At 69.8% G+C, this 22534-nt stretch carries 24 protein-coding genes and 1 riboswitch; of the genes, 13 read left to right on the top strand and 11 right to left on the bottom strand.

Going from position 1 to position 22534, the window contains the following annotated elements; all coding sequences use genetic code 11:
• The first annotated feature begins 72 nt into the window (after positions 1-72).
• The 4 genes from CI785_RS09185 (at position 73) to CI785_RS09165 (ending at position 4011) form a co-directional block, all read left to right on the top strand.
• A complete protein-coding gene (locus tag CI785_RS09185; protein ID WP_105031798.1) occupies positions 73-807 on the top strand; it encodes a sugar phosphate isomerase/epimerase family protein in 735 nt (244 codons plus the stop codon).
• Positions 804-1931, top strand: a complete 1128-nt coding sequence (locus CI785_RS09180) for a Gfo/Idh/MocA family protein (protein ID WP_105031797.1) — start codon at positions 804-806, stop codon at positions 1929-1931. Before CI785_RS09185 ends, CI785_RS09180 begins: the two co-directional genes overlap by 4 nt.
• Positions 1932-2061: 130 nt before the next feature.
• Positions 2062-3108: an L-glyceraldehyde 3-phosphate reductase gene (mgrA, locus tag CI785_RS09175; protein WP_105031796.1), complete on the top strand. Its 1047-nt coding sequence runs from the start codon at positions 2062-2064 to the stop codon at positions 3106-3108.
• 270 nt (positions 3109-3378) lie between these two features.
• Entirely contained in the window at positions 3379-4011 is a 633-nt protein-coding gene (locus tag CI785_RS09165) for a uracil-DNA glycosylase family protein (RefSeq protein WP_105031794.1), read from the top strand.
• Positions 4012-4063: 52 nt separating this feature from the next.
• On the opposite strand, the gene CI785_RS09160 is transcribed toward CI785_RS09165, so the two are convergent.
• From CI785_RS09160 to CI785_RS09150, 3 genes are all read right to left on the bottom strand, one after another.
• The gene (locus CI785_RS09160) at positions 4064-4387 is read right to left on the bottom strand and encodes a hypothetical protein (protein WP_157940215.1); all 324 of its coding nucleotides are present in this window, start codon (positions 4385-4387) and stop codon (positions 4064-4066) included.
• Positions 4388-4534: 147 nt separating this feature from the next.
• Complete coding sequence (locus CI785_RS09155) at positions 4535-5224, bottom strand: hypothetical protein (RefSeq protein WP_105031792.1); 690 nt, start codon at positions 5222-5224, stop codon at positions 4535-4537.
• A gap of 9 nt (positions 5225-5233) precedes the next feature.
• Complete coding sequence (locus tag CI785_RS09150; RefSeq protein ID WP_105031791.1) at positions 5234-5653, bottom strand: DUF1801 domain-containing protein; 420 nt, start codon at positions 5651-5653, stop codon at positions 5234-5236.
• Positions 5654-5776: 123 nt separating this feature from the next.
• Between CI785_RS09150 and CI785_RS09145 the strand changes: the two genes are divergently transcribed.
• The 3 genes from CI785_RS09145 to CI785_RS09135 all read left to right on the top strand — a co-directional run bounded on the left by CI785_RS09145 (position 5777) and on the right by CI785_RS09135 (position 8162).
• Positions 5777-6844 (top strand): spore photoproduct lyase family protein, encoded by a 1068-nt coding sequence (locus tag CI785_RS09145; RefSeq protein WP_105031790.1) that lies wholly within the window; start codon positions 5777-5779, stop codon positions 6842-6844.
• 90 nt (positions 6845-6934) lie between these two features.
• Positions 6935-7615 (top strand): YqjF family protein, encoded by a 681-nt coding sequence (locus tag CI785_RS09140; RefSeq protein ID WP_105031789.1) that lies wholly within the window; start codon positions 6935-6937, stop codon positions 7613-7615.
• A 190-nt stretch (positions 7616-7805) separates the two neighbouring features.
• Positions 7806-8162, top strand: a complete 357-nt coding sequence (locus CI785_RS09135) for a VOC family protein (RefSeq protein ID WP_105031788.1) — start codon at positions 7806-7808, stop codon at positions 8160-8162.
• A gap of 208 nt (positions 8163-8370) precedes the next feature.
• On the opposite strand, the gene CI785_RS09130 is transcribed toward CI785_RS09135, so the two are convergent.
• Complete coding sequence (locus CI785_RS09130) at positions 8371-9069, bottom strand: SDR family oxidoreductase (protein WP_105031787.1); 699 nt, start codon at positions 9067-9069, stop codon at positions 8371-8373.
• Positions 9070-9256: 187 nt separating this feature from the next.
• Here CI785_RS09130 and CI785_RS09125 point away from each other — a divergent pair, with 187 nt between their 5' ends.
• From CI785_RS09125 to CI785_RS09115, 3 genes are read left to right on the top strand one after another with little or no spacing between them, the layout of a single operon-like run.
• Positions 9257-9679 (top strand): nuclear transport factor 2 family protein, encoded by a 423-nt coding sequence (locus CI785_RS09125; protein ID WP_105031786.1) that lies wholly within the window; start codon positions 9257-9259, stop codon positions 9677-9679.
• A complete protein-coding gene (locus CI785_RS09120; RefSeq protein WP_105031785.1) occupies positions 9676-11091 on the top strand; it encodes a purine-cytosine permease family protein in 1416 nt (471 codons plus the stop codon). The genes CI785_RS09125 and CI785_RS09120 overlap by 4 nt, the downstream gene beginning before the upstream one ends.
• Positions 11078-11731: a cyclase family protein gene (locus CI785_RS09115; RefSeq protein WP_105031784.1), complete on the top strand. Its 654-nt coding sequence runs from the start codon at positions 11078-11080 to the stop codon at positions 11729-11731. Before CI785_RS09120 ends, CI785_RS09115 begins: the two co-directional genes overlap by 14 nt.
• Positions 11732-11818: 87 nt before the next feature.
• Here CI785_RS09115 and CI785_RS09110 read toward each other — a convergent pair whose 3' ends face one another.
• The 3 genes from CI785_RS09110 to CI785_RS09100 all read right to left on the bottom strand — a co-directional run bounded on the left by CI785_RS09110 (position 11819) and on the right by CI785_RS09100 (position 15634).
• The gene (locus CI785_RS09110) at positions 11819-13384 is read right to left on the bottom strand and encodes an amino acid permease (RefSeq protein WP_105031783.1); all 1566 of its coding nucleotides are present in this window, start codon (positions 13382-13384) and stop codon (positions 11819-11821) included.
• Positions 13385-13576: 192 nt separating this feature from the next.
• A complete protein-coding gene (locus CI785_RS09105) occupies positions 13577-14440 on the bottom strand; it encodes an aldo/keto reductase (RefSeq protein ID WP_105031782.1) in 864 nt (287 codons plus the stop codon).
• 75 nt (positions 14441-14515) lie between these two features.
• A complete protein-coding gene (locus tag CI785_RS09100; protein ID WP_105032132.1) occupies positions 14516-15634 on the bottom strand; it encodes an alcohol dehydrogenase catalytic domain-containing protein in 1119 nt (372 codons plus the stop codon).
• 148 nt (positions 15635-15782) lie between these two features.
• Here CI785_RS09100 and CI785_RS09095 point away from each other — a divergent pair, with 148 nt between their 5' ends.
• Positions 15783-16979: a TerC family protein gene (locus tag CI785_RS09095; protein ID WP_105031781.1), complete on the top strand. Its 1197-nt coding sequence runs from the start codon at positions 15783-15785 to the stop codon at positions 16977-16979.
• Between the two features lie 2 nt (positions 16980-16981).
• Here the strand turns inward: CI785_RS09095 and CI785_RS09090 are convergent, their stop codons facing one another.
• Positions 16982-17509: a hypothetical protein gene (locus CI785_RS09090; RefSeq protein WP_105031780.1), complete on the bottom strand. Its 528-nt coding sequence runs from the start codon at positions 17507-17509 to the stop codon at positions 16982-16984.
• 232 nt (positions 17510-17741) lie between these two features.
• Here CI785_RS09090 and CI785_RS09085 point away from each other — a divergent pair, with 232 nt between their 5' ends.
• Positions 17742-18560, top strand: a complete 819-nt coding sequence (locus CI785_RS09085) for a GAF domain-containing protein (RefSeq protein ID WP_105031779.1) — start codon at positions 17742-17744, stop codon at positions 18558-18560.
• Here the strand turns inward: CI785_RS09085 and CI785_RS09080 are convergent.
• The 3 genes from CI785_RS09080 to CI785_RS09070 form a co-directional block, all read right to left on the bottom strand.
• On the bottom strand, positions 18550-18864 hold the full coding sequence (locus tag CI785_RS09080) for a DMT family transporter (RefSeq protein ID WP_105031778.1): 315 nt from the start codon (positions 18862-18864) through the stop codon (positions 18550-18552). The two genes, CI785_RS09085 and CI785_RS09080, sit on opposite strands and share 11 nt — an antisense overlap.
• Positions 18865-18873: 9 nt before the next feature.
• Positions 18874-18941: riboswitch (guanidine-III (ykkC-III) riboswitch) on the bottom strand.
• A 64-nt stretch (positions 18942-19005) separates the two neighbouring features.
• Positions 19006-20643, bottom strand: a complete 1638-nt coding sequence (locus tag CI785_RS09075; protein ID WP_105031777.1) for an ABC-F family ATP-binding cassette domain-containing protein — start codon at positions 20641-20643, stop codon at positions 19006-19008.
• Between the two features lie 166 nt (positions 20644-20809).
• A complete protein-coding gene (locus tag CI785_RS09070; protein ID WP_105031776.1) occupies positions 20810-21025 on the bottom strand; it encodes a hypothetical protein in 216 nt (71 codons plus the stop codon).
• Between the two features lie 180 nt (positions 21026-21205).
• Here CI785_RS09070 and CI785_RS09065 point away from each other — a divergent pair, with 180 nt between their 5' ends.
• Complete coding sequence (locus tag CI785_RS09065) at positions 21206-22525, top strand: M20 family metallopeptidase (RefSeq protein WP_105031775.1); 1320 nt, start codon at positions 21206-21208, stop codon at positions 22523-22525.
• Positions 22526-22534 lie beyond the last annotated feature (9 nt).

Genomic DNA, 22534 nt, shown 5'->3' with positions numbered 1-22534 from the left:
GGCATTTCGCCTAGGTTCGTGTGAGACCTGAACCGGTTCAGTGATCCCTTTTCTCAGCGAGGAGAATCCTCTGTGACGTATTCACTCCAGCTCTACACACTGCGGACAGCACTGGGGGATGATCTGCCGGGCACCATCAAGCGCGTCGCCGCACTCGGGTACACCGCCGTCGAGCCCTACAACTTCGTGGCCACCGCGGACGAACTGGCGGCGGCACTCTCGGAGAGTGGACTGTCCGCCCCGTCGGGCCACGCCCCGCTGCTCCGCGAGAACCAGGACGAGATCTTCGAGGCCGCGCGCAAGCTCGGCATCGGCACCGTGATCGATCCCCACGTGGAGCGCTCGCACTGGACCACGGACGAGGGCATCCGGGCCACCGCCGAGGCGCTCAACCAGGCCGCGAAGAAGGGTGCCGAGTACGGCATCACCGTCGGCTACCACAACCACGAGTTCGAGCTGGAGGAGCGCATCGACGGCGTCTCCGCCCTCGAGGTCCTCGCCGGTCACCTCGACCCCGAGGTGGTCCTCGAGGTGGACACCTACTGGGCGGCCGTGGGCGGCGAGGACCCCGCCGACCTGCTGCGCCGGCTCGGCGACCGTGTGCGCTTCGTCCACATCAAGGACGGCCCGCTCACCAAGAACGACAAGGAGCAGGTGGCCGTCGGATCCGGCAGGATGCGCGTCTGGGACGTGCTCGACGCCGCTCCCGGTCTTGAGGCCGCGGTCGTCGAGCTCGACGATTTCGAGGGCGACATCTTCAGCGCCGTCGCCGACAGCCTCGCGTACCTGGAAGAGGGAAAGAAATGAGCGCTCGATCGGAGACCCGGCGCACCGGTCCCGTCGGAGTCGCCGTCATCGGCGCCGGAGTCATCAGCAAGGAGTACCTGACCAACCTGACGAGCTTTCCCGACGTCACCGTGCACATCGTCGCGGACATGTTCGAGGAGGTGGCTGCCGCGCGCGCGGCGGAGTTCGGCGTGCAGGCCTCCGGCGGCGTCGAGGACGCCCTGAACCACCCCGACGTCGAGATCGTGGTCAACCTGACCATCCCCGCGGCACACGTCGAGGTGGCCACCGCCGCCGTCGCCGCGGGCAAGCACGTGTGGAGCGAGAAGCCTTTCTCGTTGGACCGCGAGAGCGGCATCGGCCTGCTCAAGACGGCCGACGCCGCCGGGCTCCGGCTCGGTTGTGCGCCCGACACGTTCCTGGGTGCCGGCCTGCAGACCGCGCTGCGCCTCGTGGCGCGCGGCGACATCGGCGTCCCCCTGACGGCGCTGACCCTCATGCAGTCCCCGGGCCCGGAGTCGTGGCACCCCAACCCGGCCTTCCTCTTCCAGGAGGGCGCCGGCCCGCTGTTCGACATCGGCCCCTACTACCTGACGACGCTCGTACAGACCTTCGGCGCCATCACGAAGGTGGCCGGCTTCGGCTCGAAGTCCCGCGAGACCCGGACCATCGGCTCGGGCCCGAAGGCCGGAGAGGTCTTCGACGTGACCGTCCCGTCCCACGTCAGCGCGATCGCGCAGTTCGCCAACGGGGAATCGTCGCAGAGCATCTTCAGCTTCGACTCCCCGCTGAAGCGGGCCGGCTTCGTCGAGGTCACGGGCACGGAGGGGACGCTCGCGTTCCCCGACCCGAACGACTTCACCGGAGACCTCGTGCTCACGCGCCGCGGAAGCGACCAACCGGAGGTCATCCCCGCCGTGGGCGCGACGTCGACCCGCGGCAGCGGGGTGCTCGAGATGGCACGGGCCCTGCGCGAGGGACGCCCGCACCGCGCCCAGGGCGAGATGGCCTACCACGTGCTCGACGCCATGGTCTCGATCTCCGAGAGCGTCGCCACCGGTGAATTCATCTCACTCACCAGCACGGCAACCGCCGCCGAGCCGCTTCCCGAGGACTGGGACCCGTACGCCTCCACCCTCTCCTGATCCCGGCGGGCGCCTCGGACCAGCTCCGTGGCGTCCGCCGTCCAGGCGCGACGGCGACGGTCGCGCCCANCGCCCCCCCCCCCCCCCCCCCGGTGCCGGTCTGCCCGGCGCCCTACGAATGGACTTCCAGATGACGTACAGCCCTGCTGATGATCGATACGAGTCGATGCCGTACCGGCGGGTGGGGGTCAGCGGTCTGCACCTGCCGGCGGTGTCGCTGGGACTGTGGCACAATTTCGGCGACGACAAGGCGTTCGGGGTGCAGCGGGACATCCTGCGGCGGGCGTTCGACCTCGGGGTGACGCACTTCGATCTGGCGAACAACTACGGGCCTCCGGCGGGCAGCGCGGAGACGAATTTCGGCCGGCACCTGAAGGACGACTTCCGGCCTTTCCGGGACGAGCTGGTGATCTCCACGAAGGCCGGGTACGGGATGTGGCCGGGTCCGTACGGGGAGTGGGGGTCACGGAAATACCTGCTCTCCAGCCTGGACCAGTCGCTGGAGCGGATGGGCCTCGAGTACGTGGACATCTTTTACAGCCACCGCCCGGACCCCGACACCCCGCTGGAGGAGACGATGGGGGCCCTGGACACCGCGGTGCGGTCCGGGCGTGCCCTGTACGCCGGGATCTCCTCGTACTCGCCCGAGCGCACCATCGAGGCAGCGCGGATCCTTGCGGATCTGGGCACACCGCTGCTGATCCACCAGCCCTCCTACTCGATGCTCAACCGCTGGACAGAGAACGGCACGCCCAACCTCTACGAGGCCCTCGAGCAGGCCGGGGCGGGCTCGATCGCCTTCTCCCCGCTGGCCCAGGGGCTGCTCACGGGCAGGTACCTGAACGGGGTGCCCGAGGACTCCCGGGCCGCGGCCGGGAAGTCGCTGGACAAGGAGCAGCTGAGCGCGGAGAACCTGGACCGCATCCGGGGCCTCAATGCGATCGCCGAAGGTCGGGGGCAGAGCCTGGCGCAGATGGCGATCGCGTGGGTGCTGCGGGACCAGACCAAGGGCACCCCGGTGACGTCGGCACTGATCGGGGCCTCCAGCGTGCGCCAGCTGGAGGACAGCCTGACCGCCGTGACGAACCTCGACTTCACGCCCGGGGAGCTGCACGCCATCGACGAGTTCGCCGTCGAATCCGACATCAACCTCTGGGCCGGTGCCCTCGAGGACTAGCCGGAAGGCACGATCACCGTGCCGGGCGTGCCGACGCAGGCACCCCCGGCACGGACCAGGGCTCGGCGTCGAGTTCGATGAGGGCACCGCCGCGTCCTTCCCGTACCAGCAGGCCTACCTTCCCTACAACCGCCTCTCCGACGGCACCGTCCACGACTGGTGAGTGTCCCGCCCACGGAGCCCGCGGTGCACTGGCGTAGGCTGGAATCCTGCGGACACGTTCGCGCCACCTCAGGCGCCGTCCGCGAGGAGGCAGAATTGGTACAGCGCATGGCAGACCCCACGTATCGGGCCCAGCAGTGGGAACAACGCTACGACCCTCAGATCGAGGACGTGAACCGGCTGTGCGACGCGCTCGCCGAGTCGAAACCGGGATCGACGGTGCCCTACATCGATCCGATCCACGACGTGGACGGCTGCAAGATCGTCAGTCTCTTCTCAAGCCCGGGAGCATCGTTGCCCTCGGGCTTCGTTTCGTTCGAGAACGACGACCCGAGTTCCATCCGCATGGCCGGGATCTACGAGGCCGTGGGCCTGCGACCGGACGCGGTCATGCCGTGGAATGCCTACCCGTGGCTCCTGCCCGAGGGCAAGGAGCGGGCACTGACCATGGAGCAGATCTCCGACGGCGTCAAGCCCCTGCTGACGTTCCTGCAGCAGGTTCCTCGGGCCTCGGCGCTCGTGGCGCACGGTGCCGACGCCCACAAGGCGGCACGTCGGCTCATGAAGTTGGAGAACCGGGCCATCTCGAAGCGCGGCTTCAAGATCTACGAGGTGCGCTCGCCGGGCGAGCGTGCGTTCAAGGGGACCCCAGCCAACCAGGAGCAGTGGCTCAAGGACATCCAGGTGGCCTACACCGACGCCATGGGCCGCGCGGGCATCCGCGCACGGCAGTCCATCTAGCGGGGCCGCACCGGGGGCCGTCGCGGGGCCGTATGACGCCCCGTGAAGGTCCTCAGGCCTGGCGCGGTTGAGTGGTCCGTCCGAGCGACAGCCCGCGGAGGGTCGCCGAGATGTCCTCGAGGGACTGCTGCACCCAGGCGAAGGCTTCCTCGTCGGCCCTGTGGGACTCGGTGGCCGGCGCGCAGGCCCTGTGCGCGAGGGCGAGGCGGGCGATGGTCTGCTCGAGGGTCTCGAGCAGTTCGGCCGACTCGAGGGCGAAGTGGTCGGCCGCGGCGCGGACGTCCTGCACAGCTCGACCCACGGGCGTCGGGATGAGCCTGGTGCGGTGGAGGCTGGAAGCATCGGTGGGCGTGACCGACTGGCACTGTGTACTCATGGATGAAAAGACCCTCGCTGGTCAGGACGGCGCCCGTTGGATCGCATGGGCAGAAGACGGTGTCTAGGACAGTCTGCCATCCGGTGTGCGCCCTGCTCGCCACTTCAGGCGCAAGAATCTCGCAAGGTACCGGGCGGTAGCCGATCTTCAGGGCAGCGCCTGCGGTGGACGGCTCTGGCGGATGTCAGGAGGGCCGGCTCCCTGTGGAGGGCCGGAGTGCACTGTGTCCCGATCGGGAAGGCCGGCGTCCGGCCGGTGCCACGTGATGGTGCCGTCAGCGGAACGCACACCCACGAGCGTCAGGCCCGACGGGCCGATCGCGTAGGCGTAGGTGTCGCCCCTGCCGAGGATCGGCAGTTCGCGCTGCCGGGGCTCGGGGCTGCCCGTGCCGGGCTCCCGGACGGGCCGGCAGAGCGAGACCGTGCCGTCCTCGTAGGTGAGACCCACAGTGATGCTGATACCGCGGGCCCGATCCGGCACGGTGAAGTAACCGGTGGCGCGGCGCGGCAGGACGGACGGCGTCGACGGCAGCCCACCGTCCTGCCCGGCCACGGTCACGGCCCTGCACACGCTGAGGGGTCGGTCGCGGACCTCCACGGCCTTCCCGGGCGGTGACGATTCCCCGCGGGGCACGACGTTCGCGACCACCACGAGCAGGGAGGCGACGCTCCCGGCGAGATAGGCGGCACGGCGACGGCGGGGCGGGGCCGGCCCGGGGGGCTCAGAACGGATCGGATCGGCGGAGCCGTCCTCCTGGCGGCTCCCGAGGTCCACGACGACCGGCCGCGGGGAGGCTGCGCCGGGTCCCGGCGTCCCGGGTCCACTGGCCGATGCCACGACATCCGCCTAGGTGAAGTTCTCCGTCACCATGAACTCGTGGCCGCGCTGCACGAGTTCCTCGAGGACACCGAGGTCGATGGTGGCGAGGGAGGATACGTACAGGCAGCCGGCGCCGCGCCGGTGCCTGCCGAGCTGCGGCAGCAGCAGCTCCGCTCCGGGAGCGGAGAGCAGGCCGTACATGGCCTGCGCGGAGGCCCGCGGGGAGAACCCCACGGCCAGGGCGTCACCCTCGTGACCCGAGGCGTACCTGTAGTGGTACCGCCCGAAACCGATCATCGACGGACCCCACATGACGGCCGGTCGGCGCGTCACCCGACCCATCAGTCCGAGCAGCAACTCGGCGTCCCTGCGGCGGGTCGGATGCGTCAGGGCGCCGATGAAGGCCGCCGGATCCTGCTCCGTCGGCTGTGTGCTGAGTTCGGCCATGGGGGTCGCCTTTCCCGGCGCACGTGCGGTTTCGTGCCACCACTGTAGAACCGAAACGGGCAAGCCAAAAGTGTCAGTCCGGCCCGATAATCTGGACCTATCACCGCCACCCCGAAGGGTCGAATGCTCCAGGCCAGCAAGTTGCTCCAGATCAGTCGGATCTACGTCGAACCGGCCGCAGCCGCGCTGCCCCGCGGTCAGGAGATCCTTGCGCGATGGCCGGAGGCCGATGTCGTCGAGGTCGCCAGCCACTGGCGGATCCCCGAGCTCAGCGGCGACGAGGCGAACGTGCGCCGGTGGGTCCGCATCAAGACCGAGGCACTGATCATCGGTGTCAAGAAGTCCCTGACCGCCAAGCCCAACGGCCGGTCCGCCGACTTCATCGCCCCGTCCACGGCGAACGGCTGTGCCATGGCGTGCGCCTACTGCTACGTGCCCCGCCACAAGGGGTACAGCAACCCCATCACCGTCTTCGCCAACATCGACCAGATCAGCGGCTACCTCGAGCGGCATGTCGCGCGCCAGGGCATCAAGCTCGAACCCAACCAGTGCGACGACCGCGCGTGGGTGTACGACATCGGGGAGAACAGCGACTGCTCCGTGGACGCACTCGTCAGCGACAACGTGCGGGACCTCGTGGACCTGTACCGCGAGCTGCCCACCGCGAAGCTCTCCTTCGCCACGAAGTACGTGAACCGGGACATGCTCACGTGGGACCCCCAGGAGCGCACGCGGGTCCGTTTCTCGCTCATGCCCGAGCGGTTGGCCCGGACCGTGGACGTGCGCACCACGCCCGTCGCGGAGCGGATCGCCGCGATCAACGACTTCGTGGAGGCGGGCTACGAGGTGCACGTGAACTTCTCGCCGGTGATCATCACGCCCGGCTGGCAGGACGACTGGCGGGAGCTCTTCGGGCAGCTCGATGCCGCCCTGTCGCCGGCGGCGAAGCAGCAGCTCGCGGCGGAGGTCATCTTCCTGACGCACAACCAGCAGCTGCACGAGGTCAATCTGGGGTGGCACCCGCAGGCCGAGGAGATCCTGTGGCGCCCGGACCTGCAGGAGACCAAGCAGTCCCAGAACGGCTTCACCAATGTGCGCTACATCGCCTACGAGAAGCGCGGATACCTCGACGAGTTCCTGCGCCTCGCCGCGACGGACCTGCCGTACTGCCGGATCCGCTATGCCTTCTGATCCGGCGGCCCTCCCCGCGCACTCCGACCGCCGGGTCGCGCGCCCATGAGTGCCGGGTACCGTGCCCCAGGGCTGCCACGCCCGGTCATCATGGACCAGTTCTGGGGCGATGCCGTCTTCCTGCACTGGAGAATCGAGGCGCATGCGGTGGCCCCCTTCATGCCTCCCGGGGTGCTCCCCGACGAGGTGGACGGCTCATCGTGGGTGGGTCTGATCGGGTTCCGTATGGCCGGGGCAGGGCTGGGCCGGGGGCTGCCCGTGCCGTACTTCGGCTCCTTCACCGAGATCAACGTCCGCCTCTACTCGCGGGGCCCGGACGGCACCCGCGGCGTCGTCTTCGTGACGCTCGACGCCTCGCGCCTCGCCGTCGTGCTCGCCGCCCGGGCCGGCGGGATCCCGTACGTCTGGTCCAGGTGCACACCGCTGGTACGCGGCGAGGGCGGGCAGCGGGAGTACGGGTACGACGTCGTGCGGTACCGGCGCCAGGCGGTGTCCCGCTTCGCGGTCCGGCCGGACACGGACAGCACCGCCGACGACCGGCTGTCGCTGGAGCTCACGGCGCGCTTCGGCCTGCACAGCACGTTCGCCGGCCGCACGATCTACATCCCCAACACGCACACCCCCTGGCTGCTGCACCCCGCCACGCTCACGGAGTTCGACGACGGCCTCCTCGGCGCCGCGGGTCTGCCCGTACAGGGGCCGCCGGCATCGGTCCTGTTCTCGCCCGGCGTGCAGACGCAGTTCGGCAGGCCACGCGTCGTGCATCGCTGACGGTCTCGCCGCGGTACCCGCGCCGTCGCCGAGAACGGCACCGCGTGCGTCCCCAGCCCGACCGTCCGCCGATCCGGTACGCCGTCCTGCAGGCCATGTCGGGCCCCACCGTCCCAGCAGCTCGAGACGGTGGGGCTTCCAGCCGGGCTCGAGGACCGCCGTTGTCCGCGATAGGCGCTAGGTTCGCCCCATGGCTATCGCGCGTTCCCCCACCACTGTCCTCGACTGTCCCGACCCCGCGGTACTCGCGGCATTCTATGGCGAGCTGCTCGGCTGGAGCAGCGAGGTGGAGGACGACTGGGCGGAGATCCGGGCTGACCACGGGCAGAGCATGTGCTTCCAGAAGGTGGAGCGCTACACCGCTCCGGAATGGCCCTCCGCCGAGCGGCCCCAGCAGGCGCATCTGGACATGATGGTGGACGACCTCGATGACGCCGAGACGGCCGTCCTGGCCCTCGGCGCGGTCAAGCACGACTATCAGCCCGGGACGACCTTCCGCGTGTTCCTGGATCCCGCCGGCCACCCCTTCTGCCTCTGCATCAGCTGACGCCTCCCCGGACGCCCCGGCGTCACCGGGGGTCGAGGGCGTACGAGGACCTGCGGCTTCGGGGCTGTCCGTCCTGTGGCGGTGTGCGACACGCCGCTCCGCCGTCGTTGTGCGCAGAAAGCCCCGGTATCCGGTCCACCCGCGGCTCCGGCACGGCTGGGGCGGCTGGGGCACGGTCCGGGCGCAGCGACCGCCCGGGGCAGGCCGCTCAGTCGAGCGTGATGCCGGATGGGCGGATGCTGAGCGCTTCGACCGTGGATTCACGGGTGGCGTCGACGGCGAGCCGGACGGCCCTGGCCACCTGGTCGGGCTGGATCCACGCCTCGGGCTGGTAGTCCTTGCCCTCCCACGCGTGCAGTTCCTCCTGCATGTCGGTGGCCACCCTTCCGGGATGGATGGAGCTGACCCGCACGCCGTTCGTCCGCTCCTCCTCGCGCAGGGCGTCCGTGAAGGCGCGCAGCGCGAACTTCGTGCCGCTGTAGACGGCCGACCCGGCGCCCGAGCTGTAGCCCGATCCGCTGTTGATGGCGATGACCTGGCCACCGGCCGCACGCAGCGCCGGCAGCAGGGCACGGGTCAGGGATGCGACCGCGAAGACATTGACCTCGAAGCTCTCCCGCCAGGCGTCGTCGGACAGTTCCGCCACCGAGCCCATGCGCAGGACGCCTGCGGAGTGGATGAGGACGTCGATACGGGGGATCCCTGCGACAGCAGCGGCCACCTGGCCGGCGTCGCGCAGCTCGGCCGCGAACGGCTCCGCGGACGGGAACGACGACGACAGTTCCGCGAGGGCGGTGAGGTCGCGTCCGCCGAGGAGCAGGTGGTGCGTCGGCGCGAGTTCATCGGCAATGGCACGCCCGATGCCGCGGGACGCACCGGTGATGAGGGCGACGGGGTTCGAGGACATGGTGCAACCCTAGCAACGCGTGCTGCACCGGCCGGTTGCGGTCGTCGTCGTTTCTGGCCAGGGCACCGAACGCGGTGGGCTCGGAACGCAGCGGAGCGGGTTCGTTGACATCAGTGGCGCTCATCACTCATGATCACCAGACAACAAATGTTCACTGGGGGACAACTCACGATTTGAGAAGGGCTCCATGCCTAACGAGAACCTGACGGACGACGTCGTCCTCACGGCGGCGACCGCCCTGGTCGCCGCCTTCCGTGCCACGGACACCCGCGCCTACTTCGACTCCTTCGCGGAGGACGCGACCTTCGTGTTCCACACGGAGCAGCATCGGCTCGATACCCGGGCCGCGTACGAGCAGCTGTGGGCCGGCTGGGTCGCCGAGGGCTGGCGCGTGACCGGGTGCATCAGCAGCAACCAGCGGGTGCAGCTCCTCGGCGAGACGGCGGTCTTCACCCACGACGTCGAGACGACCACCGCCGCCGCCGGCGTCTCCACCACGACCCGGGAGCGCGAGACGATCGTGTTCCGCCGCTCCGGTGCCGACGTCGTCGCCGTCCACGAGCACCTCAGCCCGGTCCCCACCGACTCTCCGGAAACGAGCGCGTCATGACCGAGATCCGATCGGGCTCGGCCTACCGACGCCTGTCCGACCACCTCGACAACCACTCCGACGGGTACGGACCTCTCCGGGGCACCCTGGGGACCGCGCGCATGGGGATGATCTGGCTGGCGGCCAACCTCGTTGTGACGACGCTGCTGACCGGGACGCTGTTCGTCCCCGGCCTGAGCTGGGGGCTCTCGGTCGCCATGATCGTCCTCGGGACGCTGATCGGAGGATCGGTGCTGGTGCTGGTCGGCAACATGGGCACCCGGACCGGACTGCCCACGATGTCCCTCACGAAGGGGTCCTTCGGGCTCCGCGGGTCCTTCCTGCCGGTCGCCGCCAACGTGGTGACCCTCATGGGCTGGAGCTGGGTGCAGGCGATGCTCGCCGGGGTCACGGTGAACTTCCTGGTCGAGCAGGCCACCGGTTTCTCGAGTCCCGTGCTGTTCTCCGTCCTGTGCCAGCTGCTCGTCGTGTGCCTCGCGATCTTCGGCCACACGGGTATCGCGCGCGTCGAGCCGTGGCTCGCGCTCGTGATCCTCGCGTTCATGGCCTACATCTTCACCACGGCGTTCCTCGCCCACGGCCCGGCCGACTTCTCCGCCATCCCTCAGGACGCCGCGGCCGGATGGACGCCCGTCGCCGCACTCGACGTCGTCATCGCCACCGCGATCTCCTGGACCGTCCTGTCCGCCGAGTTCAACCGTCTCGCCCGGACGCAGTCCGCAGGAATCATCGGATCCGGCATCGGGTACACGCTGTCCACCGTGCTCGCCATGACCCTGGGCGCCACCGCCATCGGCTACGTGGTGCTCGAGGGCGGCGAAGCCGTGCCGTTCGACCCGACGGTGATCGTCGCCGCGTTCGGAGCCCCGCTGGCCGTCGTGATCTTCCTGTCCGTCATGGCGACCAACACCATGGTGGTCTACGGGATGGTGGCCTCCGTGGTGAACATGGCGCCCTCGCGCAGGGTCACGTTCCTGCCGACGGCGATCGTCCTCGGCGGGATCTCGATCCTCGGGTCCACCTGGCTGGCCCTCCTGAACCAGTTCACCGCGTTCCTCACGGTGATCGGCGCCCTCTTCATCCCGGTCTTCGCCATCATGATCGTCGACTACTATCTCGTGCGCTCACGCCACTACGGCCGGGACATCCTGCGGGGGCACGGCGGCGAGTACTGGTACTCCGGGGGCGTCAATGTGGCGGCCGTCGGGGTGTGGCTCGTCGGAGCAGGCGCGTCCCTGCTCCTGACGTACGTGGTGCCCAGCCCGATCGGGGCCACCATCCCCACCTTCGTGCTGTCCGCCCTGCTCTACTTCGCCTGGGCGGCGGCCACCGGGCGGATCGACCGCACGCGGCGCCCGCACGTCCACCTCCTGGACCTGCCGGAGACGCCGCAGGCGCATGCGGATCACTGATCTCTCCCAGCCCATCCGCACGGGGATGCAGGTGTACCCGGGCGATCCGGAGGTCACCGTGACCACGGTGGCGACCGTCGCCGACGACGGGTACCAGGTGGCGTCCCTCCATGCCGGGTCCCACACCGGCACGCACCTCGACGCACCCCTCCACTCGATCCTCGGCGGCGACGCGGTGGACGGCATCGACCTGGCACGTCTCGTGGGGCCGGCGCGGATCATCGGGTGTGGCGCCCTGGACCCGCACTCGGTGATCCACCGGGAGGACGTGGCCGACCAGCTGCACGACCTGGCGGGCATCTCCATGGTGCTGTTCCGCACGGGGTGGTCCGAGTACTTCGGTTCACCCCGGTACCTCGAGCATCCCGTGCTCGCGGTCGGGGTGGCCGAGGCACTGCTCGCGGCAGGCATCACAGTGGTCGGCGTCGACACGCTCAACCCCGACTCCACCCTGCACAACGGCGGCCACCTGCCGTTCCACACCGTGTTCCTCGGGGCAGGCGGGGTGATCGTCGAGAACCTCACGAACCTGGGTGCCGTCGACTGGGAACGCCCGCTGGTCTCGGTGCTCCCGCTGGCGCTCGCGGGTGCGGACGGCGCCCCCGTCCGCGCTGTGGCGATGGGCCCGGCCGGCGACTGAATCCACGGCATCGGCGCGAGCCCGTGGCAGGGCCCCGGGGGACCCGCCACGGCCCCGTCAGGGGCTGGAACCAGCCCCTGACGGGTCCTAGCTGTCCTCGCCCGCACCCCGGTAGGCCGTGCTGCCTGAGCGCACGGGACCGGCGAGCACCGGGAAGCGACCGGTGAGGCCGTTGCGCTCCTCGGCAGCGGCATAGATGCCCCTGCGCGCTGCGAACCAGCCGAGCACCAGCAGCGGGACCAGCAGCAGAAGGGAGCTGAGCACCCAGCGGCCGGTCTCGGAGAAGCCCATGGTCACGAGGACGAAGAGTAGGAACGCGAGCGTCAGGTAGGCCGTGAACGGGGCGCCGAAGAGCCGGAAGGCCGGCCGTTCGAGCTTGCCCTGCCGTGCGAGGCGGTGCAGCTTGATCTGGCACAGGATGATGGTGGCCCACCCGCCGATGATGCCCAGCGCGGAGATTTCCAGCACGATCTCGAAGGCCTGCGACGGGACGAGGGCGTTGAGGCCCACACCCAGCAGGGTCACGACGGCGGTGAGCAGGATGCCGCCGTAGGGGACGCCGTTGGCGCTCATCTTCCCGGTGAACCGGGGAGCGGAACCGTTGACGGCCATGGAGCGCAGGATGCGTCCGGTGGAGTAGAGGCCGGCGTTGAGGCTCGAGAGGGCGGCCGTGAGGACCACGAAGTTCATGATCGACGCGGAGATGGCCCCGGCGTCGGGGCTGCCGATGTGCGAGAAGAAGGTGACGAACGGCGACTCACCCGACTTGTAGGACGTGAACGGCAGCAGCAGCGACAGGAGCAGGACGGAGCCCACGTAGAAGACGGCGATGCGCAGGACCACGGTGTTCACGGCCTTCGGCATGACCTCGCGGGGATTCTCGGTCTCGCCCGCGGCGGTGCCCACGAGCTCGATCGCGGCATAGGCGAAGACGACGCCGCTGATCGCCAGCATGGGGGCGATGGCGCCGGTCGGGAAGATGCCGTCGTTCGCGGCCCACACGGTGAGGCCGGTCTCGCCGACGTCGGTCCTGGCGCCGGTGACGATGAAGATGATGCCCACGATCAGGAACAGCACGAGTGCCGTCACCTTCACGAGCGCGAACCAGAACTCCATCTCGCCGAAGAGCTTCACGGAGACGAGATTCAGGGCCAGCACCACCACGAGCGCAGCCAGGGCGATGCCCCACTGCGGGACGGCCTGCAGGGGTTCCCAGAACTGTGCCCAGAACCTCACGTAGAGGGCGGCCGCGGTGACGTCCACGATCGAGGTCATGGCCCAGTTGAGGAAGTACAGCCACCCGGCGGCATAGGCCATCTTCTCGCCGTAGAACTCGCGGGCGTAGGAGACGAAGGAGCCCGACGACGGCCGGTGCAGCACGAGTTCCCCCAGGGCGCGGAGGATCAGGAACGCGAAGAACCCGCAGACGGCGTACACGAGGATCAGGGCCGGCCCGGAGCCGTTGAGGCGTCCTCCGGCCCCCATGAACAGGCCGGTGCCGATGGCCCCGCCGATCGCGATCATCTGGATCTGCCGGGGCTTGAGCGTCTTGTGGTACCCGGCCTCCTCGCTCTCGAACGACGGCGCGGACGGTCCCGTGCCGGTCCCGGGGCCGGAGGCGCCCGCGACGATGTGCTGCGAACCAGCTGACATGGTGTTCCGATCACAAAGGGTCGGAGCATCCGGGGGATGCTCCGACGACGGTCGAACGCTCGGGAGATCCGAGCAAACCGAACCAATGTTACCGAAAGGTAACACCCGCGCAGGACGGGGCCGGGGGCATGGTGCTGCGCGGATGCCCGCGTTCCTGGGAGGAGCGCGGGCATCCGGAGGGGCGAGGAGGGGTCAGTCCGTCGTCGAGAGCGCCGCGATCTCGTCGGCCGTGAGCTCGAGCTCCACGGCCTGCGCCGAGTCCTGGATGCTCTCGGGACGGGAGGAACCCGGGATCGGGATGACGGTCGGGGCCAGGGCCAGCTCCCAGGCCAGGCACACCTGCTGGGGGCTCACACCGTGCCTGTCCGCGATCTCCTGGAACGGCGTGAACTGCTCGCCGAGCCCGCCCGCCTTCTTGATGCCGCCGAGGGGACTCCAGGGCAGGAACGCGATGCCGTTCTCGCCGCAGTACCTCAGCTCGTCCTCGCTGGAGCGGAACGCGGGGGAGAACTGGTTCTGCACCGACGCCAGCCTGTCGCCGAGGATCTCGTTGGCCAGGCGGATCTGGTCCACGGTGGCGTTGGAGATGCCCGCCATGCGGATCACACCCTCGTCCAGGAGGTCCTTGAGGGCGCCGATGGAGTCCTCGTAGGGGACGTCCGGATCGGGGCGGTGGTACTGGTAGAGGCCGATCGCGTCCCCGCCGAGCCGGTGGAGGGATGCCTTCGCCGCCTCTTTGAGGTAGTCCGGGCGACCGTTCAGTGTCCAGGAGCCGTCACCGGGGCGCAGGTGGCCGCCCTTCGTCGCGACGAGGACCGTGGAGCTGTCCGCACCGTAGCTCGCCAGGGCCTTCGCGATGAGCGACTCGTTGTGGCCCACCTCGTCGGCGTCGCGGTGATAGGCGTCGGCGGTGTCGATCAGGGTGATACCGGCGTCGAGGGCGGCATGGATGGTGCGGACGGAGCGGTCCTCGTCGGGACGTCCCTCGATGGACATGGGCATACCGCCCAGGCCGAGGGCGCTGACGGGGATTCCGCCGAGTGAGCGTTGCTGCATAGTCGTTCTCCTTGGGATAGACGTGCCGACCACATGGTAAGCATGCTTCCTAACGGGCCGCGACCGGGAACAGTCCTAGTCCAGAGTGAACAGCCTGCGGACCACGCGTCCCTCCGCGAGCGCGTCGAGGCTCTCGTTCAGGTCGGCCAGGGGGCGCGTGTCGGTGTGGAGCAGTTCGACGGGCAGGCGCCTCTGCCGCCAGAGGTCCAGGTACGCGGGGATGTCGCGCTCGGGGACGGCGTCGCCCATGTAGGAGCCGAGCAGCCGGCGTCCCGTCCCCGCGAACTGCAGTGCCTGCGTGGTGAGCTGCTGGTCGGGGTGCGGCAGGCCGACGGACACCAGGGCACCTCCGCGCGCGAGCAGCCCGAGGCCCGCCTCGATCACGCGTGCGCTGCCCACGGCTTCGACGACGACGTCCGCGCCGCCGTCGGTCGCCTCCCGGACCAGTCCCGCGGCGTCCTCGGGCGCTCCCGCGAAGTGCGCTCCGCAGCGCAGGGCGAGGTCCTGCTTCGAGGCCAGCGGGTCGATGGCGATCACGGTCGTGCCCGGCACCTGGGCCGCGGCCATCACCGACATGAGCCCCACGGCGCCGAGACCGAACACCACGACGGACTGCCCCTCCTGCACCGCGGCGGTGTTCAGGACGGCGCCGATCCCCGTCAGCGCGGCGCAGCCGAACATGGCGGCGATGTCGAAGGGCACGTCGTCGTCGATCTGCACCACGGACTCGCGGGCGACGACGGCGTAGTCGGCGAACGCGGAGACGCCGAGGTGGTGGTTGACACGCTCGCCGTCGCCGGTCCGCAGCACGGCTGGCCCGTGCAGGAGGTCACCGCTCGCGTTGGCCTCCGCTCCCCGGTAGCAGAGCGCGGGACGGCCCGCGGAGCAGGCACGGCAGGAGCCGCACGCCGGGACGAACACGAGGACCACGCGGTCGCCGGCCTCGACGTCGTCGACGCCGTCGCCCACCGCCTCGATCACGCCCGTGGCCTCGTGACCGAGGGCCATGGGCAGCGGTCGGACACGGGAGCCGTTGATGACGGACAGGTCCGAGTGGCAGAGGCTGGCCCTGACGATGCGGACCAGCACCTCGCCCGCGCGGGGCTCGGGCACGGGAACCGACTCCAGGGACAGGGGGTTGCTTCCCGCATAGGGAACTGGCAGTTCGGCGGCGCGAAGCACTGCGGCGCGCATCATCGGGCTCATGGCATCCCCTCATCACGGCTGTACGGACGGCGCCAGTCTAGATGTGGGCGGGACCGTTCAGTACCGTTACGGGCACAACCGGATGTGCGAGCACGACGGACCGAGGCCGGCACACGACTCCGAGGAGAGCTGCAGCATGGAAGTACCGTTCTACGTCTGGACCACCACCGTGATCGGTATCGTGGGCCTGCTGCTGTTCGACTTCTTCTTCCACGTCCGCAAGGCCCACACGCCGAGCCTGCGCGAGTCGGCGATCTGGTCCTCCATCTACGTGGGGATCGCGCTTCTGTTCGGCGTCGGCGTGCTCGTGTTCGGCGGCCCCACCATGGGCACCGAGTACTTCGCGGGCTATGTCACGGAGAAGGCGCTGTCCGTCGACAACCTCTTCGTGTTCCTCATCATCATGTCGAGCTTCCGGGTGCCCCGGGCGGACCAGCAGAAGGTGCTGCTGTTCGGCATCGTGTTCTCGCTGATCGCCCGCACGGGCTTCATCTTCCTCGGGGCCGCGCTGATCAACAGCTTCGCGTGGGTGTTCTACATCTTCGGGCTGATCCTCCTGCTCACCGCCGGGAACCTGCTCAAGCCCGGCGGGCACGACGACGAGGGTGAGAGCGTGATCATCCGCCTCGCCAAGCGTTTCCTGCCGGCGTCGGAGCACTACGACGGCGACAAGCTGTTCACCATGGAGGACGGCAAGCGCGTGCTGACGCCCATGCTGCTGGTCATGGTGGCCATCGGCGCCACCGACATCCTGTTCGCCCTGGACTCCATCCCGGCGATCTTCGGACTGACGCAGAACACGTTCATCGTGTTCACCGCCACGGCCTTCTCCCTCATGGGGCTGCGGCAGCTGTTCTTCCTCATCGACGGGCTGCTGGACCGCCTGATCTACCTCTCCTACGGACTGGCCGTGATCCTCGGGTTCATCGGCGTGAAGCTCATCCTCCACGCCCTGCACGAGAACACCCTGCCGTTCATCAACGACGGCGAGCACGTGAACGTCGTCGAGATCAGTACCGGGCTCTCCCTCAGCGTGATCCTCGGCGTGCTGGTCGTCACCGTCCTGGCCTCCGTCCTCAGTCCCAAGGGCAAGGCGAAGAACGCCATCTCGGGCGCCAAGCGCCATGCCACCGAGTACCTGGACCTCAACTACGAGACGGACATCACCGAGCGCGAGAAGATCTTCGCCAGGTTGTGCGCCGAGGAGGAGGACCTCAGGCGGCTTCCCGAGAAGTACAAGCGCCTGATCCGCAACGAGACCGCGTTCATGGAGCTGCTCCGCAAGGCCCACGAGCAGCACGACGACGCCCTCGAGCGCCAGCCGGGCCGGTAGGGCTACTTCCGCTCGCCGGAGACCGTGCGGCCGATCACGCCACTGTCGAGGATGTCGGCGAGGAGCTCGGCGGGAGCGCCGGGCGGGAGGGGGACGCGCGGACGGCCGGGGTGGGCGCAGGCGTCGAGGCCTGCCAGGAAGCGTGAGCCGAAGGTGTCCGCCGCGTGCGGGGCCACGAGGGTGTCCACCTCGAGGCTGAGGGGAGCGGTGTCGACGTACCAGGCGTCGTCGGACTCGTGGGCGACGTCGAAGCCCGCGACGTCGAGGAGATCTTCGTCGCCCCCCGCGATCCACGAGTAGGGTGCGCGGCACAGGCCCGCCTCCTCGTCGGGGAGCGTGTCGTCGATGAGCTCGTTCACGGCCTGGGAGACGAGGTCCGCGTCCTCGGTGTCGAACGCGTACAGGCCGGCGAGGTAGGCGTCGAACTCGAAGTAGTCGGTGAGACCGCCCATGTTGCAGTAGTGCATCCACGTCTCGTAGGCGGACAGTCCGGCGAATTCCATCGCCGTGCGGGTGTCGTGGCTCTGCATGTCGTCAACTCCTCGTCGCGGCCCTCTGCTGAGCCCACTACCGATCCTGCCGAACGCACCTCAACTCAACCGGCTGGCCCTGCTCAGTTTTGGCGCAAGTCGCCGCGGTACCTCAAGGCAGGACGGGGAGAGCTCGGGGACGACACATCCGGGCGGCCGTCGGCATCGAATTCTCCCCGACACCGTGAGCCGCGTCACAGGACGCGGCGGGTGCTGGTGAGGTGGTTCCGCAGTGAAGGCAGTGACACAGCAGTGGCTGACCCGGCAGGTCCTCGTCGAGGCGGACGTCGACGCCTTCGAGTCGTGGGTCGTGTACGTCGGCCTCGGCGGCACGAGCGCCGGCATCCTGGTGGACGGCTACCTGCACGGACTGCTCCCCGCTCCATCGGCCGACCGGGACCTGATCGCCCGGGCGGTGAACGTTCTCCTGGCCGAGCGGCCGCGGCACGGGCGGCGGGCACCACTGCGGAGCGAGAGGGTCTGGCGGGGTGCCGAGGAGCCGTTCGCGTCCTACGGGGACTCCGCGGTGCAGCCGGCGGATCTCGTCGGCCCCCTGGTGGGTCCCGCCGAGGCAGAGGATCTGCGGGTCGAATCGCTCGGGCGGACAGGGCTCCTGGGCCTCGCCCACGAGGAGCAGTTGGATGCGATCACGGCGGAGGCCGCGCGCCGCTTCCCGGGATGCTCGTCCGCGCTCCTGCTCGTGGCGGGCGAGCGGCAGGTGGTCCGGTCGGCCTGTGGAGGCTTCCATGCCGACGGCCCGCGCGGCGCACTCCTGGCCCGCTGCACCCTCGACGGTCCGGGCCCGTTCGTCGTCACGGACGCCCTGCAGGACCCGCGGATGGCATCGTGTCCCGCGAAGGCGGGCGAGCGTCCCATCGGCTTCTACGCCGGCCGACCCGTCCACGGACCGGGCGGCTGGCGCATCGGATCCCTCTGCGTGGTCGCGGCCACCCCACGCGGGTTCTCCCCGGAGGACGCCCGGTCCCTGCAGATGCTCGCGGCGTCCGTGCAGGGACTAATCCGCGTGCAGGTCCCTCCGGTCAGTGGATGAGCTTCAGGCCGATGACGCCGCCGACGATCATGAGCAGGAAGACGATCTTGAGGAGTGACGCCGGTTCTGTGCCCGTGGCCATGGCGTAGACGACGGTGAGGGACGCCCCGATGCCCACCCAGACGGCGTAGGCCGTCCCGACGGGCAGGGTCCGCATGGCGTAGGCGAGCCCCGCCATGCTGGCGACGATGGCACCGGCGAACACGAGCGTGGGTGCCAGTCTGCTGAAGCCGTCGGACTTGCCGAGGGCGGTGGCCCACACGGCTTCGAGGACTCCGGAGACGACGAGGACGATCCAGGCCATGATTCTCTCCCTGGGCCGTCTTGTCGCACACCGGGTACGGCACCCATCGTCCGGGAGGCGGTGGATGACCGCCTCACCCTCCATGGTGGCACGCATCGGCGGGGGCCGCCGAGCCGGGAACGGTGATCCCGGACACCGGGATCAGCCGACGGTGACCCGGCCGTCCTCTACGCTCCAACGCCCGTCCAGGCGCACGTTCTCCAGGAGCCGGCGGTCGTGCGTGACGAGCAGCAAGGCTCCGGTATAGGAATCGAGGGCGTCCTCGAGCTGCTCGATCGCCGGCAGGTCGAGGTGGTTGGTCGGCTCGTCCAGGACCAGGAGGTTGACGCCGCGCGCCTGCAGCAGGGCGAGCCCTGCGCGCGTCCTCTCACCGGGGGAGAGGGAGCCGACGACGGCGCGCACCTGATCCGCCTTCAGCCCGAACTTCGCGAGCAGCGTCCGGACCTCACCCTGCGTCAGCTCGGGAACCAGGGACTCGAAGGCCGTGCCGAGGGGGAGGGCGTCGTCGAGCTGCCCGCGCGCCTGGTCGATCTCGCCGACGGCAACGCTGGAACCGAGGGAGGCCACGCCGTCGTCCGGTTGCTGGTGGCCGAGGAGGAGGCGCAGCAGCGTCGACTTCCCGGCGCCGTTGGGCCCGGTGATGCCGATGCGCTCGCCGGCGTCGACCTGGAGCGAGACCGGCCCGAGCGTGAAGGAGCCCTGCGTCACCGATGCGTTGTTGAGGGTCGCGACGACGACGCTGGAGCGCGGCGCGGAGCCGATGGTGAACTGCAGCTGCCACTCCTTCCGCGGCTCCTCCACCTCGTCCATCCGCGCGATGCGGGATTCCATCTGCCGCACCTTCTGCGCCTGTTTCTCGGAGGACTCGACGCTCGCCTTCCGGCGGATCTTGTCATTGTCGGGCGCCTTCTTGATCGCGTTCCGCACGCCCTGCGAACTCCATTCTCGCTGCGTCCTCGCCCGAGAGACGAGGTCCTGCTTCTTGTCCGCGTACTCCTCATAGGCTTCGCGGGCATGTCGGCGCGCAACGGCACGCTCCTCCAGGAAGGCGTCGTACCCGCCGTCGTACACGGCCACCTTGTTCTGTGCGAGGTCCAGTTCGACGACGGTGGTGACGCAGCGGGCGAGGAACTCGCGGTCGTGGGACACGAGCACGACGCCGCCGCGCAGGTTCTGGATGAACTGCTCCAGGCGCTCGAGGCCGGCGAGGTCGAGGTCGTTGGTCGGTTCGTCGAGGAGTACGACGTCGAAGCGGCTGAGCAGCAGGGCCGCCAGGGCAACCCGAGCGAGCTGGCCACCCGAGAGGGCGGCGGTCAGGGACACGGGGTCGATGCCCCCGGCGACGTCCGCCAGCACCGACGGCAGGCGGTCCTCCAGGTCGACGGCGCCGGACGCCATCCAGTGATCGAGGGCGAGCGCGTAGGCGTCATCGGCGGCCTTCGTCCCGTTGCCGAGGGCCGCCGCGGCGTCCTCCATGGCGGTGGTCGCTGCCGTCGTGCCGGTGCGGCGGCCGATGTACGCGGCGACCGTCTCGTCCTCGAGGCGCTCGTGCTCCTGCGGCAGCCACCCCACGAAGGCGCCGGGCGGCGTGGTGCGCACGGTGCCGGCGAGCGGGGTGTCCGCTCCCGCGAGCAGGCGCAGGAGCGTGGTCTTCCCCGCCCCATTGGCTCCCACGACGCCGACGACGTCCCCGGGCGCGACCGTGAGGTCGAGCTTCGAGAAGAGGGTGCGGTGGGCGTGGCCCCCGGACAGGTCCTTCGCCACGAGGGTTGCAGTCATTCCTCCAGTCTAGGAGTCGCGGCACCTGCCCATCGAGGTGGCCCCGTCGGTGGGTATCGATGCGGGTGCCTCCGGGGACGGCCCGGTCGATGGGCAGGGCCGCTCCGGGCGCCGTCCGGCTGCCGACGTTCCGATCAGCCGACGTTCCGATCAGCCGACGTTCCGATCAGCCGACGTGCCAGAGGCTGTAGTCCTCGTGGTGGAGGATGGCGCGATGGCCGGTGAGCTCGTCGCGGATCCAGACGACGCCGAGGGCCGGTGAGGTGTGCTCGACGCACCCGCGGTAGTGCACCTCGTTCCTGCGGCGTGCCTCGATGACGGTACCTGCGCCGAGGGCGGAGAGGTCGAGGATGCGGGCGGTGGCAGTGGCGAGGATGGTCATCGGTGCTCCTTGGTGGTTCAGGGACGCCCGCTGAGACGGCGGGCGCCTTCGTCCATGATTCTGGAGCGGTGTTGCGGGAACGTTTCCGGGAGGTTATCTTCTCCGGGCGCCGGCCGCAGTGTTACCCGGGATGTACTCGGAGGCCTGCACAGGCCTCGAACAGTTGCCTAAGCTACTCGAATGGACCAACCCACCCGACCGGACACGGCCTACCTGACGTCGATCGACGAGCGGACACGACGGCTCCTGGCCGACGCCGTCCCGGACCCGTCCCCGTTCGCGGGAGCGCCGTCGGACCTGACCGACACCGTCGAGCAGGGCGTGGACGCCGTCGCCGACCGCCTGCGCCACGTGGTCCGGCACCTGCACGCCCACCCCGAGACCGCGTTCCAGGAACATGCCAGCGCGATGCTCCTGCACCAGGAGATCACCCGCCACGGCATCGACGCGCGACTCGGGCAGTACGGCGTCGAGACGTCCGTGCGCGCCGAGGCGGGCCGTGCGGAGGGGGGACCCACCGTCGCGATCCTCGCCGAGTACGACGCCCTCCCCGGGATCGGCCATGCCTGCGGCCACAATGTCATCGCGGCGGCCGGCCTCGGTGCCTTCCTGGCCCTGGCCTCCGTGCAGGACCGGTTGCCGGGACGCGTCGTGTTCCTCGGCACCCCCGCCGAGGAGGGCCACTCCGGCAAGGAGGTGATGGCACGCCACGGGGCGTTCGACGCCGTGGACGCCGCGATCATGGTGCACCCCTACGGCTACGACCTCGCCGACCAGGTCTGGCTCGGCCGGCGGCTGCTGACCCTCACGTTCACGGGAGTGGAGGCGCACGCCTCCGCGCAGCCCTTCATGGGACGCAACGCGCTCGACGCAGCGAACCTCGCCTACCAGGGCATCGGGCTGCTCCGCCAGCAGTTGCCGCCGTCGGACCGCGTGCACGCGAACATCACGACCGGCGGCGAGAGCCCGAACATCATCCCGGGCACCGCGGTGATGAAGCTGTACGCGCGGTCCCAGCAGCCCGCGACGCTGCGGGACCTCAGCGCACGGCTCGAGGACGTGGCGCGCGGTGCGGCCCTCATGACGGGGACGAGCGTGGACGTGCGGTGGGACGAGCACCCGCCCTCGCTGCCCATCCGCACCAACAGTGCGCTGACCGGCCGCTGGGTCGCCGCGCAGCAGCGGCGGGGCCGGTCCCCGCTGCCGCTCGGCGTGGTCTCGGAGACCCTCGCGGCGTCCACCGACTTCGGGAACGTCAGTTATCGCGTGCCGGGCATCCACCCCCTGATCCGCATCGCCGAGCCGGCCACCGCGCTGCACACGCGCGGGTTCGCCGAGGCGGCGGGGAGCGAGGCGGCCGAGCAGGGCGCGCTCGACGGCGCCGTCGGCCTGGCGCTCACGGCCCTGGACTACCTCCTCGATGCCTCCCTCCGGGATGCGGTACACGAGGAGTTCGAGACGCAGGGCGGCGCGATCGACGTGCCCGCCTACTTCGACTGATCCCCGCCC

It is taken from the genome of Arthrobacter ruber, assembly GCF_002954225.1.
In the GTDB taxonomy this organism is placed as follows: Bacteria; Actinomycetota; Actinomycetes; order Actinomycetales; family Micrococcaceae; genus Arthrobacter_D; species Arthrobacter_D ruber.
This window is presented reverse-complemented; position numbering and strand designations above follow the sequence as displayed.